Genomic DNA, 16,371 nt, shown 5'->3' on the forward strand with positions numbered 1-16,371 from the left:
CACACCGCAGAGCGCGGCGGGGCTATAGCTCAGTTGGTTAGAGCGCATCCCTGATAAGGATGAGGCCACAGGTTCAAATCCTGTTAGCCCCACACATGCATCGAAGGCCCCCAGCCGATATCGGCTGGGGGCCTTCGACGTATACCGACGGCATCGGGCGAGCAGATGTCCGCGGGGGTGCCGGGCCAGGCGGACGGTGGGGACCGGCTCGAACGCCGACGGCCGAGATCATGAGGCTGTGGCGTTCGGAGGCAGCCGCTGTCAGACTCGCGGCATTCGGTGACGCATGGCCCTTTTCCTCTGGCGTCATCAGAATCTCGCGCGCCGGGGCGTGATCGTCCGAGCGCTGTGCTCCGCGACAGCCCGGGAACCTTAGCTACGCCGAAGTCGTGGAGCAGCGCGGGCGAGGCCGAGTGCCATGGTTCGTCGGGGGAATCGCCCTGATCTTCCTGGTGTTGCTCGGCCTTGCGCACCTATGAGCGCCACGCGCGCCCTTCCACTGACATCAGCGGCTGACTCCGCTCGGCCCGTACGCCGGCCGGGCATGCCGAAAGGGCCCGCTCAGCCGGAAGAGATGGCTGGGGCCTGGTGGGGCGGCTTGGCGTCTTCTGATGGTGTGGGGCCACCCGGGGGCGGTCCGGTGAGTCGTCGGGGGCGTGGGCGTGCCGCTGTACGCGGTGCCGCGTCGCCGTCCCGTGTGCGCGGTGCGTCGTCGTGCTCTAGGGCGTACGGCGTACCGCGTGAAGAATGCTGCCTGCTTGATGCTGCGTACTGGGTGGAGCGTGCTGCCTGGAACTGTCGGTGGGACCGGCGTCCCGCGCGGCCTTCAGGGCTGCCGCGGCTGTGATGCGCCCTTCGAGGCGCTGCCGGTGTCAGGCACTACCTGTTGTCAGGTACTACCTGTCGGGTACTACCTGCGGGTACTGCTACTGCCTGTCGGGTACTGCCTGTCGTGCCTACGGCTTCCTACGCGTCGTGTGCTGCGTATCGGATGCCGGATACCGCCGTACTGCTTGCTGTGTGCTGGTCGCGTGCTGCAAATGTTCTGTACCGCTGGTGCTGACCGCTGGTCCGTCCACAGGGTGTGCCGCGCGTGTGGGCGTCGGCTTCCGCTGCTCGTCCGCTCGGTGCGGTCGCGGGTGGTGCCGTACGGGCTACAACTGCCCCGCGAGTGCTTCGTTCGCCAGATCCGTGTCGCTGTCGGACTGCTCGGAGTCGGCCGGCGGGCGGTGGCGGCAGCTGGGGGAGGAACCGTGGGCCTCGGCGCGGATGCGCTGCTTCATCGTCGGTGGCAGCGACCTTTTGAAGGCCCAGAAGGGATGGGCCGTCGCGGCGGCGGGGGCTTCGGCCTCGACGGCCCGGTGCGCCTCCTCCGACTGCTGGACGGGAGCGGCCGCGGCGGCCGTGGTGACGAGACCGAGCGCCGAGAAGAGCGCGATGAAGGCAGAGATGACGATGGTCCACATCGTCATGACCTTGTTCTTGGTCATGACCCCTCACTTTCAGGTAGGGCGATTTGCGTACTTTCCTCATGATGTGTACGCAGGGTCCCGATGGTGGGACCGACCCTCGTGGCGCGTCGATCTTCAGATGAACACCACTCGGATGGCCTCAAGGAGGGGCGAGCGGGTACATGGGTGCTGAAAAGCAGTGAATCTCACAGTCCGGGAATGCGACAGGGTGCGAACCCTGGACCTGAATCCTCCGCTTCGACTGCTGTGAAGCAGGCGGGAGTTGAGGCGGATCCAGGTCACCGATCGGTATCGGTCGGTGTGTATAGTCGGGCGCCAGAGGTCCCCTACGTCAAGGAAAGACGAGGTCGCGCGGTGAAGAAGCTTCTCCTGGTCGCACTGGCCGCCATCGGCGGGCTCCTCGTGTACCGCCAGATCCAGGCGGATCGCGCCGAGCAGGATCTGTGGACGGAGGCGACCGACTCCGTGCCCACGGGTTCGTGAGTATCGACAACTGAGTCGTCACGGAACCCCGGCCGCAGTAGCGGCCGGGGTTCCGTGCTGTCCGGGTGCGGGGCGCGCCGAGCTGTGCTCGGCCCTCGACGGCCCGTTCGCGTATGCGACGACGTCCTGTGCGTCGGCAAAGTGGGTGGCGCGATTACGGCGCACGGCGGACAGTGCGCGCCCCGGGGCGGCAGGATGACGGTTCATGAGGGGACTCATGAGGCGGCTGGTGGAGGGGCGACGCGGCCGGGCCCTGGTGACGGTCGTCGCCGGAGTGGCGCTGAGCGGGGTCCCGGTGTGGGCCGGAGCGGCGGACGCGGCTGCGGTGGGGGGCGCGTCCGGTGCGGCTGACACGGCCGAGGTGGTGGGCGCGTCCGGTGCGGGGGCGAGCGACCCGTACGTCTTCGCCGAGGGCGCGCAGAACGTACGAGGTGGACAGAGCGGGGCGGGAGCGCCCCGGCTCATGACCGGCCGGACGTACCGGAGCTCACTCGGTGCCGGGGCCGACGGCACCGCGCACTACCGCGTGGAACTGGACGGTGCCGCGAACGTCTACCTCTCCGTGGTCGCCGTTCCGCCGCTCGGCGCGGCCGTGCGGGCGGCCGCCTCGGACGGGATCACCGTGACCCTCCAGGACGCCGGCGGGAACGAGTGCGACTCCCAGCGCGCCACCTTCCGTTCCGGTGCGTACCCCCGGCCGGTCGTGGCGGTGGTCCAGCGGCTGGTGCAGACGGGCGGGGTGCGGTGCCAGGCCGCCGGTTCCTACGACGTGGCCGTGGAGCGGGTCGCCGAGGCCGGCTCGACGGGCGGGACCTGGGGGCTCGAACTGCGGACGGCCACCGAGCCGGGCCTGGTCACCCCAGTGCCCAGTGCCGGGCCGCGCGGCTGGTCGTCGGCGTCGGTGCAACCCCCGTCCGGAACCGGCGCGCAGCGCAGCGGCGGCACCGGCTTCAACGATGCGCGGGCCCTGTCGGACGGGGCCTGGAGGGACCGGGTCGGTCCCGGGCAGAGCCACTTCTTCCGCGTCCCCGTGGACTGGGGACAGCAGCTGTCCGTCGAGGCCGACCTGGGCGTCTCGGCGGGCGGCTCCGCGCGGGAGGCGGAGGTGGACGACGCGTTCGACGTCCAGCTGTACAACCCGGCGCGGGCCCCGGTCGCGGCCAGGGACGCCGGTTACGCGGGTGGGGCGGCTTCGGTGGCGTTCGATCCGCTGCCGCCCGTGGCCTACGAGAACCGGTACACGGCGCGCGACGACCACGCGGCGATGCGGTTCGCCGGCTGGTACTACCTGAAGGTCACCGTGAATCCCGCGGTCGCGCAGAAGGTGGGGGACCGGGCGCCCGTGGTGACGCTGCGGGTGACGGTCGCCGGGGACGCGGCCCGGCCGCCGGACTATGTGCGGGACGCGGGGGATTTCCAGGTCACCGAGGCGGACCTGAAGGCAGCGCAGAACGGTGCGGGCGGGGCCGTGTGGAAGGACCCGGGGGCCGGGGAGGGCGGCGCCGCGGGCGGGTCCTCCGAGAAGGGGCGCGGGAGCGGCGACCCGGGCGGCCCCTCCGGCTCGGGCGCCGACGCGGGTGCGGCGGGCCCGGGTTCCGCTTCTTCCTCCTCCACGTCATCGGGGAGCACGGCGATGACGGTGATCGGTGTCGCCGGTATCGGGACGGGGACGGGGCTGCTGCTGGTGCTCGCGGTGTGGCGGGTGGTCGCGGTGCGAAGGGTGCGGGTTCGGGTGCGGAGCTAGCGGAAATCGCGGGCCCGGCGGAAATCGCGGGCCCGGCGGACAGGGCGGATCCGGCGGCAGGTGTCAGGCCTGGGTCAGGGCCCAGATCCCCACCGCTATGCAGATCAGCGCGAGGAGCACGACCGGCATCGTCACCCGTGGGGGTGGTCCCGGACGGCGCCGGGGAACTTCCCTGCCCTCCGATGCGTACAGAGAGTGACGGACCTGGTCGCGGGAGGGTGTGGCCGTCACTGTGAGTGCGGGATCGGGGGAGAGGGGAGACGGGTTGTGGGGGGACGCGGCAGTGGGGGCCGGGGGTTTCACCCGGCGCGCGAGGACCGGTGTGGGCGGTGGCGTGACGGGCTGGGCCGGTGGCATCGGGGGCGCCACGGGCGGGAGCGGCGGCTGTTCCTCGGGGGCGGCAGGCGGCGGGAGATGGAAGCTGCCGGTCTCCGACATGGAAGGGAGAGGGGCGCGCGGTGTCGAGTACCCGGTGTCCTGGGGCTGTTGAGCATCCTGCGCGTCCTGCGAGTTCTGCGAGACCTGCGAGTGCTCAGGTCGCTCCTGAGCGGGCTGGGCCTGTTGAGAGGACTGAGGGTGTTCCGGGACCTGGGGATGCTCAGCGCCCGGCGCGAAGACGGGCATGGGCGCGGGCGCGAGCGGTGGCGGAGGCGGAGGTGGAGGCGTAGGCATGGGAAGGGGCTGGGGCATGGGCTGGGGCGTGGGCGGCGACTGTGGCCGCTCCGGTACCACCGTCGACCGCGTGTGCGAGGAAGCACGAGCCGCCGAAGGGGCCTGGGGCGGGCGGGCCCTGCGACCGCGGGTGGCCGGGCCCTCCGGGCCGAATCCCGGCGGGAGCGGCCCGAGATGGTCGAAGACCTCGATCAGCTCGTCGTCGGGGCCCGGCTCCGGCAGCAGCTCCGCGGCGGCGAGCAGCGCCTTGCGGGCCCCGGTCGCGGTGCGGAAGCGCGCTTCGGGATCGGGTTGCAGCAGCCCGGCGAGGACGCCCCACAGCGGTCCGGGCACGCCCTGCGGAGCCCCGGGAGTGCCGTGCTCCGCGAAGTGCTCGATCAGGGCCCTGCTGTCCGGCTTGGCTCCTTCGAGGAGATAGAGCGCGACGAGCCCGGCGGCGAACAGGTCGGCGGGGAAGTCCGGCTCGGAGCCGAGCTCCTGCTCGGGCGCGATGTAACCGGGCGTGCCCACCACGTAGTTGGCCTCGGTCAGCCGCGGCTCGCCCTTGCGCATCGCGATGCCGAAGTCCGACAGGCGCAGGTGCGGCAGTCCGGTGCCGGTGGCCTCCAGGAGGATGTTGGCCGGTTTGATGTCCCGGTGCACCACGCCCTCCCCGTGCACCGCGGCGAGCCCGGCCAGCAGCTGGTCGAGCAGGAGGCAGACGAAATGCGGGGGCAGCGGGCCGTAGTCGCCGATCAGATGGGCCAGCGAGCCGCCCGCCACCAGGTCCATGGTGAACAGGACCTTGTCGTCGTCCGCCGCCCAGCTGGCCGGGGCCAGCACATGCGGATGGTCGATGCGCAGTGCCTGCTCGCGCACGAAGCGCAGCAGGGTGTGGGCGTCGCTCTGCTGGAGGACCTTGGCCGCCACATAGCGGTGGCGGCGGTGGTCCCAGGCGCGCCACACGGCGCCCACTCCCCCGCGGCCGATGGGGTCGGCCAGTTCGTACCGGCCGGCGAAGACCTCACCCATGGTCGTGCGTCGCTCCCCTCCCGGGCCCACGCTGCGCAGGGCTCCATCGGACGTCGCGCGAGATCCCCCGGCGCGGTCCGTGACCACCGTCGACGCCGGTGGTCACGGCACCGGCTGCCGTGCGGTGACCTCGGCGGGTCAGTTCTGGTGCGCCTGGTAGTGCGCGACCGCGTCCGAGGTGCGGCCGGCGCCGTACACCCGGAGGAACTCTGCCAGTTCCGGGTGGGTCGAGGCGAGGGAGTCGGCCGCGTCGATGATGTCGCCGGCGGCGGAGACGGAGCGCAGCAGCGACTGGATCTCACGCACCACGCGCTTGACCGTCGGAGCGCCCGAACCGGAGGACGACGGGCCGGTGTTGGTGAGGACCGAGCCGCCCTGCGACTTCTTGATCTCGTCCATGCGCTCGGTGGCCTCGGCCGCGCTGACGCTGCCGTCGGCGACCTGCCCGGACAGCTCCTGGAGCTGCTGGACGCGCTGCACCACCGCGGGGTTGCCGATCTTGGCGCGCTGGCCGCTCATCAGCTGGGACAGCATGGGCGCGGACAGACCGAGCACTCCCGCCAGACGGGCCTGGTTGAGGCCGAGGTCCTCGATCAGCCGACGGAAGAGCGCCCCCAGCGGCTCTCCGTACCAGCTGCGCTGGAGCTCCCGGGCTCTTGCGGTAGCTTCCTGCTGTGCGGCGTCCATTGCGTCTCCCCATCGCTTCCCCAAGTACGGTGCTTCGCTGCCGCGAAGCACGTGGGGCATCTTACGGAGAGTGGTTGTCCGCCGGGACCCCCAATCCTTTTGCGGGATCCCGGGGGTGACCCGGTACTCTGGTCTGCGGTGCTCACCCGGAGCGTGTCTCGTCCGGGCCGACGCGTCGTTTTCGGGGCCTTAGCTCAGTTGGTAGAGCGCTGTCTTTGCATGGCAGATGTCAGGGGTTCGACTCCCCTAGGCTCCACCGAGAAGAACCCCCTCGACCTGTGCGAACACGGTCGAGGGGGTTCTTTCGTGGGACGCGGTGACGCGCTGGGTCAGTGCTTGTCCTCGGGGCTCGCCTCGGCTTCGGCCTGCTTGGCCTCCACCTCGGGGTCGAGGACGTCTTGGCCGCTGCCGTCGACCGAGGTCAGCGGGGCGCCGTCGGGCACCTCGGTGGCGGCCGGCGGCTCGACGAGCCAGTCCGGGTTGGCCTGCTTGTCCCACCACTTCCACGCGGCGTACGCCCCGCCCGCCACGAGGCCGAGCACGGCCAGGCCCTTGGCGAGACGCCCGGCACGGGCCCGGCGCTCCTGCTTGCGGACCAGCTTCTGGATCTGGGCCGGGGAGACCTGGCCGCGCAGTGCGGCCAGGGCCGCGGCGCTGCGGGCCGTCGCCTCTTCGCGGACCGGGCCGGCCGCGGCCACGGCGTGCTCCAGCCGCGGCTTCGAATAGTCGGCGGCCTGGCGGGCGGCGGTGCGGGTGCGGGCAGCCGCTTCGTGCGCGGCGTGGTCGACCTTCGGCGGCACATGGGTGCGGGCCTGCTCCAGGCGCGGTGCCAGGTGCGCGTCGTACTGGACGCGCGCCTGCTGGGCGGCCTGCGAGACCTTAGGAGCGAGCACGACGCGGGCGTCGTGCGCGTACTGCGCGGCCTTGTCCTTGGCCGTCCCCGCGTAGGGCGCCACCACTTCCGCGGCGTGCAGCACGCTGTCCTTCGCCGAGCCGGTCGCGGCGCGCACGCTGTCGATGCGGGTCACGTGATCCTCCTCCTCGGTGGCGTACAGGTTTTTCACCTTTCCACCCTTTTGCTGATCATGCCTGCTGGAAGTGATTTACCGCGGTAAGGCTTGGTTAAGGATTCGTACCGGCTGGTAGGAGCCGGTGCGCGGTGGCGGGGAACGGTAAGAACGGTTAGGTCGGGTAAGGGCGTTAAAGAGGCTTGTCGACGACAATGCCACGGATCGTTGCGGGGCGCTCCTGCTCTGTATCGAGTAGACCGGTTTTGGCGGCTGAAACCCCCGCTCCCGTGCCGTGCGAGGATCGGGCGAGCACAGGAGACGACGGAAGGCGGATCGTGGCCGAGCAGCTGTATGCCACCCTCAGGACCAACCAGGGCGACATCGAGGTCAGGCTTCTGCCGAACCACGCGCCCAAGACGGTCAAGAACTTCGTGGAGCTCGCGCGGGGTGAGCGGGAGTGGACCAACCCGGAGACGGGCGAGAAGTCCACGGCTCCGCTGTACGACGGCACGGTCTTCCACCGCGTGATCAGCGGCTTCATGATCCAGGGCGGCGACCCGCTGGGGAACGGCACGGGCGGCCCGGGCTATCAGTTCGGCGACGAGTTCCACCCCGACCTGGCCTTCAACAAGCCGTTTCTGCTGGCGATGGCCAACGCGGGCCCGGGGACCAACGGCTCGCAGTTCTTCGTCACCGTCTCGCCGACCGCCTGGCTGACCCGCAAGCACACCATCTTCGGCGAGGTCGTCGACGAGGCGAGCCAGAAGGTCGTGCAGGCCATCGCCAACGCGCCCACGAACCCGCGCACGGACCGCCCGCTCAACGACGTGATCATCGAGTCGGTGGCCGTCGAGACCCGATAGCGCCGGCGCCGGTACGGCCGCAGGGAACCAATGCGCCCCGCCCGTCCGTAAGGATGTGCGGGGCGACGCGTTGCCGCGCGGCGCCTCTCCACCGCTCTCATTGAGGGGACGACCGACATGGAACAGGCGCCCGGCAGCCCGCAGGAACCGCAGGACGAGCGGGGCCTGCCCGGCTGCTACCGGCATCCCGACCGGCCCACCGGCATCCGCTGCATCCGCTGCGAGCGCCCGATCTGCCCGGAGTGCATGGTCAGCGCCTCGGTCGGGTTCCAGTGCCCGGAGTGTGTGCGCAGCGGATCGGGGACGGGGCACGCGCCCACGGCCAACCGGCCGCGCACCCTCGCGGGCGGCACGATCGCGGCGGACCCGCGCCTGGTCACCAAGGTGCTGATCGGGATCTGCGTGCTCGTGTACCTGGGGCAGCAGGCGGTGGATCTGTTCGACGGCCGCTTCGAGCTGATCGGCCGGGCCATGGTGCCCGGCTTCGACACCCCGCAGGGTGTCGCCGAGGGCCAGTGGTACCGGCTGGTGACCTCGATGTTCATGCACGTGAGCATCACGCACATCGCCTTCAACATGCTGACGCTGTGGTGGATCGGCGGCCCGCTGGAGGCGGCGCTCGGGCGGGCCCGTTTCCTCGCCCTGTATCTCGTCTCGGGGCTGGCGGGCAGCGCCCTGTGCTACCTGCTGATGGCGCCGAACGAGGCGTCGCTCGGCGCCTCCGGGGCCATCTTCGGGGCCCTCGGCGCGACGCCGATCATGATGCGCCGCCTCAACTACGACCTGCGGCCGGTCATCGGGCTGCTCGTGGTCAACCTGATCATCACGTTCGCCTGGGGAGGCATCGCCTGGCAGGCCCACGTCGGCGGGCTCGTGGCGGGTCTGGCCATCGGGTACGCCATGGTGCACGCCCCGCGCGAGCACCGCTCCCTGGTCCAGTACGGGACCTGCGCGCTGGTTCTGCTGGCCACCGTCATCACCGTCGTCGTCAGAACGGCCCAGCTCACCTGAGCACGGTTATCCACCGTTGTTGTCCCCGGTTGTCCACAGCGGACCGTGGAAAGCGCGCAACGAGCCGGAAACGACGTCGCCCCTCGCCTCTGACCTGGGGTTTTCCCGGGAGAGGCAAGGGGCGAACGTGTGCTCGACGGGTGCCTGATTAGTCACACCAGCGTCAACGGGCTGAGGGTTATCCACAGATCGTAGAGTTATCCCCACTGTGGAAAAGTGTTGTGGATAACTCAGTGGATAGCTTGGGGCAGAGCTGGCGCCCCGGCCGGTCCGTGCGCTATTTCCACTGGGTGGAGACGCCGAACCCGGCGGCGATGAAGCCGAAGCCCACCACGATGTTCCAGTTGCCGAAGGCCTCGATGGGCAGCTGGGTGTCCGACACATAGAAGACGACGATCCAGGCCAGCCCGATCAGGAACAGGGCGAGCATCACGGGAGCCACCCAACCGCGGTTGGTCAGCTTGATGTTGGCTGCCTGCTTCGACGCCGGCGGCGGCGTGTAGTCGGCCTTCTTGCGGATACGTGACTTCGGCACGAGGGGCTCTCCTGTCGATGCGCTGCGTGGCCGCGCAGGGAACGTGGGCTGGCTCCGGGCAGCGTACAAGCGGAACTTCAAAGGACTATGAGCGCTCCCCCGGCCGTCCGTTAGCGTAGTGCTTCCACGGCGTCGAAGGAGATAAGGGTACGTTGAGCAATTCTCCCGACCCCCGAAACCGTCCTGACCAGGGCGATGCCCGCGGCCGATTCCGGCCGGTGCGGGTGCTCACCGTGGGAGTTTTCGCCCTTGCCGGGCTGATCTTCTTCACCAGTTTCAATACGGCCAAGGGCACCAATATCCGCACGGATGCCTCGCTGCTGAAGCTCTCCGACCTCATCCAGGAGCGCAGCCACAAGAACCAGGAACTGGAAGCGGCCAACAGCGGCACCCGCGGGGACGTCGAGCGGCTCGCGCAGCGCGACGACGGCTCGACCAAGGCCGAGGACGCGAAGCTGGACCGCCTCCAGGAGGCGTCCGGCACCAAGAAGGTGAGCGGCCGGGCGGTCTCCGTCACGCTCGACGACGCCCCGCCCGACGCCACCGTCCGGCTCCCCGGCTACCCCGACCCGCAGCCCGACGACCTCGTCATCCACCAGCAGGACCTCCAGGCCGTGGTGAACGCCCTGTGGCACGGCGGCGCCAAGGGCATCAAGGTCATGGACCAGCGCCTGATCGGCACGTCCGCGGTGCGCTGCGTCGGCAACACCCTGATCCTCCAGGGCCGCGTCTACTCGCCCCCGTACAAGATCACGGCGGTCGGCGACCCGGAGAAGCTCAAGGCGGCCGTCGCCGCCTCGCCGGAGATCCAGACGTACATGCTCTACGTCAACGCCTACGGACTCGGCTGGAAAGTCGAGGACGACGGGGCGATGACTCTTCCCGGCTACTCGGGCACAGTGGATCTCCACTACGCGAAGCCCGTGGAGTAGCTGCCCCTGGGGGACCGGTGTCGGTGCGAGTCGTCGTCCGCACGTTCAGCGAGCTGTGCATCACGGCCGGCGCCGTGATCGTGCTTTTCGTCGTCTACGTACTGTTCTGGACCGGTGTGCAGGCCGACAGCGCGATGGACCGCCAGATCGACGACCTCCAGAAGCAGTGGGCGAACCGGCCGGTGGCCGGCGCCGCCCCCACGGACCGGCCGACCGCCACCGCGCCGCCGCAGCCCACCGCGTACGAGGACGGCGAGCCGTTCGCCGTGATGTACATCCCGCGGCTCGGTTTCACGTGGAACAAGCCGGTCCTGGAGGACACCGACGTCGGCACCCTGAAGAAGGGGCTCGGCCACTACGCGGCGACCGCCCGGCTCGGGCAGAAGGGGAACTTCGCGGTGGCGGGCCACCGGCGCACGTACGGCGACCCGTTCAAGGACTTCCCGAAGCTGCGCCCCGGTGACGACGTCGTCCTCACCGACGGCACGACCTGGTTCACGTACGTCATCGACACCGGGCCCTACAAGACGCTGCCCAGCGATGTCGCCGTCGTCGACCCCGTCCCGCGCAGGTCCGGCTACAGGGAGCCGGGCCGCTACCTGACCCTCACCACCTGCGAGCCCGAGTGGGGCCACAGCCATCGGCTGATCGTGTGGGGGCACCTCGATTCCACTCAGCCTGTGGAGGCCGGGAAACCGAAAGCCCTGCGCCGTTAGTCTGGTGCCGTAGCGGACGGTGTGGAGGGAGCGACCGGCATGTACGGCTGGATCTGGCGGCATCTGCCGGGAAACGCTTGGGTGAGGGCACTGATTTCGATCGTGCTGGTTCTGGCAGTCGTCTATGCGCTGTTCCAGTACGTCTTCCCGTGGGCCGAGCCGCTGCTGCCCTTCAACGACGTAACGGTGGACGGTCAGTGAGCACTGGAACGATCCGCGACGAGAACCGCAGGACGCGCGTCCTCGTCGTCGACAACTACGACAGCTTCGTCTTCAACATCGTCCAGTACCTGTACCAGCTGGGCGCCGAGTGCGAGGTGCTGCGCAACGACCGGGTGACGCCCGCGCACGCCCAGGACGGCTTCGACGGCGTGCTGCTGTCGCCGGGCCCCGGCACGCCCGAACAGGCGGGGGTCTGCATCGAGATGGTGCGCCACTGCGCCGCCACCGGTGTGCCCGTCTTCGGCGTCTGCCTCGGCATGCAGTCGATGCAGGTGGCGTACGGGGGCGTGGTGGACCGGGCGCCGGAGCTGCTGCACGGCAAGACGTCCCTGGTGCGGCACGAGGGCAAGGGCGTCTTCGCCGGGCTGCCCGACCCCTTCACCGCGACCCGCTACCACTCGCTGGCCGCCGAACCGGCCACGGTCCCGGCCGAGCTGGAGGTCACGGCCCGCACCGAGGACGGCATCGTCATGGGGCTGCGCCACCGCGAACTGCCCGTCGAGGGCGTCCAGTTCCACCCGGAGTCCGTGCTCACCGAGCACGGGCACCTGATGCTGGCCAACTGGCTCGCCGAGTGCGGCGACACCGGCGCGGTCGCCCGATCGGCCGGGCTGGCCCCGGTCGTGGGCAGGGCCTCGGCGTGACCGCGCTGCGCCCCGAGCGCGACGGGGGAGGAGGGGACTCGGGGGAGCTGGCGGACGCCGTGGGGCGGCTCGACGACCCCCTCAGCGACCCCTTGCCGGGGCAGCATCCCTCACCGTGGTTCAGGTCGACGCCGGAGGAGCCGCAGGCCGAGCCCCAGCGGCCCGAACCGGAGCCCGAGTGGTACGACCCCGCCGGGTACGCGACGGACTGGTACAGCGGCGCTCAGGGGCCTTCCGGGGCCACACCCGCGTCCACGCCCCCACCGGCCTCCCGGACCCCGTCCCCCGCGCCCGCACCACGAGCACCGGCTCCCGCACCCGCCGCACCCGCGCCCACCGCCGGCCCGGCCGCGCCCACCCCCGAGCCCCCCTACCTGCGTTCCGCGCGCGACGACGAGACGGTCGCGCTGCGCACCGCCGACACCCGGGCGGCGGCCGAGCCCCGGGCTGCGGCGGCCGAGCCCCCTGCGGCGGCCGGACCGGAGCGGCCCGCCGCCACCGGCGGGCGCGCCGAGCGCCGCCGGGCGGCCAAGCGGGGCGGCGGCCGACGGCGCGCGGGAGCGGCCCCCGCCGAGGAGGGGACGACGGCCGACGACGCCCCGCCGCTGAGCCGCGTCGAGGCCCGCCGGGCGGCGAAGGCGGCCAAGCCGGGCGCCGGGGTGATAGCCAGCCGCGCGATCGGCGAAGTCTTCATCACCCTCGGGGTGTTGATGCTGCTGTTCGTCACCTACCAACTCTGGTGGTCGAACATACGGGCCCACAACCTGGCGGGCAGCGCGCGCGACCATCTGGAGGACGACTGGGCGAGCGGCAAGCGCAAGCCGGGTTCGTTCGAGCCCGGGCAGGGCTTCGCGATCCTCTACATACCGAAGCTGGACGTCGTCGTGCCGATCGCCGAGGGCATCAGCAAGACGAAGGTCCTCGACAAGGGGATGGTCGGCCACTACGGCAAGGACAGCATCCCGACGGCGATGCCGGACGCGAAGACCGGCAACTTCTCGCTCGCCGGGCACCGCAACACCCACGGCGAGCCGTTCCGCTACATCAACCGGCTCCAGCCGGGCGACCCGATCGTGGTCGAGACGCAGGACAAGTACTACGTGTACAAGATGTCGAGCAGGCTCGACCAGACCTCGCCGTCGAACACCTCGGTGATCGCCCCGGTGCCGGCGGGCTCCGGATTCACCAAGGCGGGTCGTTACATCACCCTGACGACGTGTACGCCGGAATTCACCAGTACGTATCGAATGATCGTCTGGGGCAAGATGGTCGAGGAGCGTCCGCGCAGCAAGGGCAAGCCGGACGCGCTCGTCGAATAGCGAGTCGCGCGGCACAGTCGGGCCGGCGCGGTCGACCACCGGCAGTACGGGCACAGGGACGGGGCAACAAGCAGTGGCAGCGACGACCACCGACCACGACGAGGACGCGGCCGAGCCGAAGTCCCCCTCGCCCTCGCCGCGCCGCGGACGGATCGCGACGGCCGTCAGCGTCTTCGGCGAACTCCTCATCACGGCCGGCCTGATCCTCGGCCTGTTCGTCGCCTATTCACTGTGGTGGACGAACGTCGTCGCCGATCGTGCCGCCCACAAGCAGGGCGACCGGGTCCGCGAGCACTGGGCCGGCGGCGCCGCCGGCCCCGGCGCCCTGGACACCAAGGACGGCATCGGCTTCCTGCACGTACCGGCGATGAAGAACGGCGAGGTGCTGGTCGAGAAGGGCACCTCGTCGAAGATCCTCAACGACGGAGTCGCCGGCTACTACACCGATCCGGTGAAGGCCGACCTGCCGACCGCCGACAAGAACGGCAACTTCTCGCTGGCCGCGCACCGCGACGGGCACGGCGCCAAGTTCCACAACATCGACAAGATCGAGAAGGGCGACCCGATCGTCTTCGAGACGAAGGACGACTGGTACGTCTACAAGGTCTACGACATCCTCCCGGAGACCTCGAAGTACAACGTCGACGTGATCGACCGGGTGCCCAGGGAGTCGGGCGTCAAGAAGCCCGGGAAGTACATCACGCTGACGACCTGCACCCCCGTCTACACGTCGCAGTACCGCTATGTGGTGTGGGGCGAGCTGGAGCGCGTGGAGAAGGTGGACGGCGACCGGACGCCGCCGAAGGAGATCCGGTAGGCGGGACGGCGCCCCGCCGGCCGGGCACGGCGGAAGGCCCCGCACCTCCCGGAGGAGGTGCGGGGCCTTTCCCGTGCGTGCCGTCGCGGGCCGTCAGCCGTTGTTGCCGCCGAAGAGCCCGCCGTTCCCGTTGCCGCCGTTCCCGCCGTTGCCGCCGATCGTGGTCAGGGTGATCGGGGTGTTGGCCGGGTCGACCTGACTGCCGGGGGCCGGGTCCGCGTTGGCGACCATCGCGTTCCCGTCGCGGCTGCTGCCGTCCGCGAACTGGATGTTCTTGAACCCGGCGTCGTTCAGCAGCTTCGTGGCGTCCTTCACGGACTTGCCGCGCACCTCGGGCACCGCCGTCTGGGCCGGGGCCTTCGCCACGGTCAGGGTGACCGTGGAGTTGGGGTCGGCCTGCGAACCGGCCACGAGGCTCTGCTTGAAGACCTTGCCGGCGTCGACCGAGGCGTTCTCCTCCTCGGAGCAGGACGCCTTCAGGTTCGCCTCCTGCAACTTGGCGGTGGCCTGGTCGCAGGTGAGGTTGGTGCCGGAGGAGACGTCGGGGACCTGGGTCTGCGCCTTCTCCTTGGACACCACGAGGGTGACCGTGGAGCCGGACTGCTTCTCCGTGCCCGGGTCGGGCTTCTGCTCCAGGACCTTGCCCGGCTCCTGCGTGGACTCCTCGGACTTCACGTCCACCTCGAAGCCCTTGTCCTCCAGGGCGGCGCGGGCGTCGTCCTCGGACTTGTTGATGACGTTCGGGACCGCCACCTTCGGCGCCCCCGTCGACATCCGCACGGTGATCGTCTCGCCCTTGCCGAGCGTCCCGTCCTGGGGGTCCTGCTCGCAGACGGTCTTCGCGGGCTCGTCCTTGCACGCCATGCTGGAGCCCTTTTCGACCTTCAGGTCGACATTGCCCGCCTTCTTCGTGGCGGACTCGAAGGTCTCTCCCACCAGATTCGGCACTGTCACCTTGGCGTCGTCGCCGCCGCTGCCGCTGCTGATCCACTTGCCGATCAGGATCGCCCCGATCAGCACCAGGACACCCGCGACCACCAGCAGGATCGTCGACGTGCGGTTCTTGCCCTGCTGCTGGCGGCGGCGGTCGGGGCGGTCCTCGTAGCCGTAGCCGCCGTCGTCCGCGTTGACCGGGGGCAGCATCGACGTCGGCGCCGAGCCGTTCTGCTGACCGAGCATCATCGTCTGCTGGTCGCCGGAGCCGCCGCCGTAGCCGACCGCGCCCATGGCGGCGGTGGCGGCGACGGGCTGGCCGTCCAGACAGGCCTCGATGTCGGCGCGCATCTCGTCGGCCGACTGGTAGCGGTAGTCGGGGTCCTTGGTCAGCGCCTTGAGGACGATGGCGTCCATCTCGGGCGTGATCTCGGAGTCGAAGACCGACGGCGGCTGCGCCTCTTCGCGCACGTGCTGGTAGGCGACGGCGACCGGCGAGTCACCCACGAACGGCGGACGGACCGTCAGCAGCTCGTACAGCAGGCAGCCGGTCGAGTAGAGGTCGGACCGGGCGTCGACCTGCTCGCCCTTGGCCTGCTCGGGCGAGAGGTACTGGGCCGTGCCGATGACCGCGGCGGTCTGCGTCATCGTCATGCCGGAGTCGCCCATGGCGCGGGCGATGCCGAAGTCCATGACCTTCACCTGACCGTTGCGGGTCAGCATGACGTTGGCCGGCTTGATGTCGCGGTGGACGATGCCCGCCCGGTGCGAGTACTCCAGGGCCTGGAGGATGCCGACGGTCATCTCCATGGCACGCTCCGGCAGGAGCTTGCGCCCGGAGTGCAGCAGCTCGCGGAGGGTGGAGCCGTCGACGTACTCCATCACGATGTACGGGATGGAGACCTGGTCGACGTAGTCCTCGCCCGTGTCGTAGACCGCCACGATCGCGGGATGGTTGAGCGAGGCGGCCGACTGGGCCTCCCGGCGGAACCGGGCCTGGAACGACGGGTCGCGCGCGAGGTCCACCCGCAGCGTCTTCACCGCCACGGTGCGGCCGAGCCGGGTGTCGTGCGCGAGGTAGACCTCCGCCATGCCACCACGGCCGAGCACCTGGCCCAGCTCGTACCGGCCGCCGAGGCGACGCGGCTCTTCCATGGTTACCTACCAGCCCTCTCCGTCGGTCCCGACCGTCCCGTGCGGGGTCGGGCGGTGTGCTGTCCGGGCATACCGTACCCGGCTTGCCCAGCGTGACCTGGCCGCCACCGAGACCCGTGACAGGACCGGTATCGCCACGTGCGTC

The 16,371-nt window shown here is 70.4% G+C and carries 16 protein-coding genes and 2 tRNA genes; 12 read left to right on the top strand and 6 right to left on the bottom strand.

Features of this window, described 5'->3' with window-relative positions; translation table 11 throughout:
• Window positions 1-18: 18 nt before the first annotated feature.
• Window positions 19-92: transfer RNA gene (locus tag ACIP5K_RS12030), tRNA-Ile, on the top strand.
• Window positions 93-1,154: 1,062 nt separating this feature from the next.
• Here the strand turns inward: ACIP5K_RS12030 and ACIP5K_RS12035 are convergent.
• Window positions 1,155-1,490 (bottom strand): DUF6344 domain-containing protein, encoded by a 336-nt coding sequence (locus ACIP5K_RS12035; RefSeq protein ID WP_401408150.1) that lies wholly within the window; start codon window positions 1,488-1,490, stop codon window positions 1,155-1,157.
• A 336-nt stretch (window positions 1,491-1,826) separates the two neighbouring features.
• Here ACIP5K_RS12035 and ACIP5K_RS12040 point away from each other — a divergent pair, with 336 nt between their 5' ends.
• Both ACIP5K_RS12040 and ACIP5K_RS12045 read left to right on the top strand, forming a co-directional pair.
• Window positions 1,827-1,955: a DLW-39 family protein gene (locus ACIP5K_RS12040; RefSeq protein WP_003999697.1), complete on the top strand. Its 129-nt coding sequence runs from the start codon at window positions 1,827-1,829 to the stop codon at window positions 1,953-1,955.
• A gap of 205 nt (window positions 1,956-2,160) precedes the next feature.
• Window positions 2,161-3,699, top strand: a complete 1,539-nt coding sequence (locus ACIP5K_RS12045) for a hypothetical protein (RefSeq protein ID WP_401408152.1) — start codon at window positions 2,161-2,163, stop codon at window positions 3,697-3,699.
• A gap of 63 nt (window positions 3,700-3,762) precedes the next feature.
• Here the strand turns inward: ACIP5K_RS12045 and ACIP5K_RS12050 are convergent, their stop codons facing one another.
• Together ACIP5K_RS12050 and ACIP5K_RS12055 are read right to left on the bottom strand one after the other, a co-directional pair.
• A complete protein-coding gene (locus ACIP5K_RS12050; RefSeq protein ID WP_401408154.1) occupies window positions 3,763-5,382 on the bottom strand; it encodes a serine/threonine-protein kinase in 1,620 nt (539 codons plus the stop codon).
• 138 nt (window positions 5,383-5,520) lie between these two features.
• Window positions 5,521-6,069 (bottom strand): helix-turn-helix domain-containing protein, encoded by a 549-nt coding sequence (locus tag ACIP5K_RS12055; protein WP_401408156.1) that lies wholly within the window; start codon window positions 6,067-6,069, stop codon window positions 5,521-5,523.
• 183 nt (window positions 6,070-6,252) lie between these two features.
• Between ACIP5K_RS12055 and ACIP5K_RS12060 the strand changes: the two genes are divergently transcribed.
• A tRNA-Ala gene (locus tag ACIP5K_RS12060) sits at window positions 6,253-6,325 on the top strand.
• 73 nt (window positions 6,326-6,398) lie between these two features.
• On the opposite strand, the gene ACIP5K_RS12065 is transcribed toward ACIP5K_RS12060, so the two are convergent.
• On the bottom strand, window positions 6,399-7,097 hold the full coding sequence (locus ACIP5K_RS12065; RefSeq protein ID WP_401408158.1) for a DUF5324 family protein: 699 nt from the start codon (window positions 7,095-7,097) through the stop codon (window positions 6,399-6,401).
• A gap of 317 nt (window positions 7,098-7,414) precedes the next feature.
• On the opposite strand from ACIP5K_RS12065, the gene ACIP5K_RS12070 reads away from it, so the two are divergent.
• Complete coding sequence (locus tag ACIP5K_RS12070; protein WP_401408160.1) at window positions 7,415-7,942, top strand: peptidylprolyl isomerase; 528 nt, start codon at window positions 7,415-7,417, stop codon at window positions 7,940-7,942.
• 117 nt (window positions 7,943-8,059) lie between these two features.
• Window positions 8,060-8,953 (top strand): rhomboid family intramembrane serine protease, encoded by an 894-nt coding sequence (locus tag ACIP5K_RS12075; protein WP_401408162.1) that lies wholly within the window; start codon window positions 8,060-8,062, stop codon window positions 8,951-8,953.
• Window positions 8,954-9,230: 277 nt separating this feature from the next.
• On the opposite strand, the gene crgA is transcribed toward ACIP5K_RS12075, so the two are convergent.
• On the bottom strand, window positions 9,231-9,488 hold the full coding sequence (gene crgA, locus ACIP5K_RS12080) for a cell division protein CrgA (protein ID WP_111663030.1): 258 nt from the start codon (window positions 9,486-9,488) through the stop codon (window positions 9,231-9,233).
• Window positions 9,489-9,640: 152 nt separating this feature from the next.
• On the opposite strand from crgA, the gene ACIP5K_RS12085 reads away from it, so the two are divergent.
• The 6 genes from ACIP5K_RS12085 to ACIP5K_RS12110 all read left to right on the top strand — a co-directional run bounded on the left by ACIP5K_RS12085 (window position 9,641) and on the right by ACIP5K_RS12110 (window position 14,138).
• Entirely contained in the window at window positions 9,641-10,420 is a 780-nt protein-coding gene (locus ACIP5K_RS12085; protein ID WP_401408164.1) for a DUF881 domain-containing protein, read from the top strand.
• 23 nt (window positions 10,421-10,443) lie between these two features.
• A complete protein-coding gene (locus tag ACIP5K_RS12090; RefSeq protein WP_401408166.1) occupies window positions 10,444-11,136 on the top strand; it encodes a class E sortase in 693 nt (230 codons plus the stop codon).
• Between the two features lie 39 nt (window positions 11,137-11,175).
• Complete coding sequence (locus ACIP5K_RS12095; RefSeq protein ID WP_024760376.1) at window positions 11,176-11,337, top strand: hypothetical protein; 162 nt, start codon at window positions 11,176-11,178, stop codon at window positions 11,335-11,337.
• Window positions 11,338-11,348: 11 nt separating this feature from the next.
• Window positions 11,349-12,002 carry an aminodeoxychorismate/anthranilate synthase component II gene (locus tag ACIP5K_RS12100; protein WP_401408982.1) on the top strand — a complete coding sequence of 218 codons (654 nt, stop codon included), beginning with the start codon at window positions 11,349-11,351 and terminating at the stop codon, window positions 12,000-12,002.
• A complete protein-coding gene (locus tag ACIP5K_RS12105; protein ID WP_401408169.1) occupies window positions 11,999-13,321 on the top strand; it encodes a class E sortase in 1,323 nt (440 codons plus the stop codon). Before ACIP5K_RS12100 ends, ACIP5K_RS12105 begins: the two co-directional genes overlap by 4 nt.
• 73 nt (window positions 13,322-13,394) lie before the next feature.
• A complete protein-coding gene (locus tag ACIP5K_RS12110; protein WP_401408171.1) occupies window positions 13,395-14,138 on the top strand; it encodes a class E sortase in 744 nt (247 codons plus the stop codon).
• 93 nt (window positions 14,139-14,231) lie between these two features.
• Here the strand turns inward: ACIP5K_RS12110 and pknB are convergent, their stop codons facing one another.
• Window positions 14,232-16,226, bottom strand: coding sequence for a Stk1 family PASTA domain-containing Ser/Thr kinase (gene pknB / locus ACIP5K_RS12115; protein WP_401408173.1), 1,995 nt, complete (start codon window positions 16,224-16,226; stop codon window positions 14,232-14,234).
• Between the last annotated feature and the right edge of the window lie 145 nt (window positions 16,227-16,371).

The sequence above is a fragment of the Streptomyces sp. NPDC088785 genome, assembly GCF_044750685.1.
In the GTDB taxonomy this organism is placed as follows: Bacteria; Actinomycetota; Actinomycetes; order Streptomycetales; family Streptomycetaceae; genus Streptomyces.

What these genes read in the sequence shown, in the direction of transcription:
- ACIP5K_RS12045 (WP_401408152.1), top strand. Translation starts at nt 2,161, where the DNA reads ATGAGGGGACTCATGAGGCGGCTGGTGGAGGGGCGACGCGGCCGGGCC.
- ACIP5K_RS12075 (WP_401408162.1), top strand. Translation starts at nt 8,060, where the DNA reads ATGGAACAGGCGCCCGGCAGCCCGCAGGAACCGCAGGACGAGCGGGGC.
- ACIP5K_RS12035 (WP_401408150.1), bottom strand. Translation starts at nt 1,490, where the DNA reads ATGACCAAGAACAAGGTCATGACGATGTGGACCATCGTCATCTCTGCC.
- ACIP5K_RS12055 (WP_401408156.1), bottom strand. Translation starts at nt 6,069, where the DNA reads ATGGACGCCGCACAGCAGGAAGCTACCGCAAGAGCCCGGGAGCTCCAG.
- ACIP5K_RS12050 (WP_401408154.1), bottom strand. Translation starts at nt 5,382, where the DNA reads ATGGGTGAGGTCTTCGCCGGCCGGTACGAACTGGCCGACCCCATCGGC.
- ACIP5K_RS12095 (WP_024760376.1), top strand. Translation starts at nt 11,176, where the DNA reads ATGTACGGCTGGATCTGGCGGCATCTGCCGGGAAACGCTTGGGTGAGG.
- pknB (WP_401408173.1), bottom strand. Translation starts at nt 16,226, where the DNA reads ATGGAAGAGCCGCGTCGCCTCGGCGGCCGGTACGAGCTGGGCCAGGTG.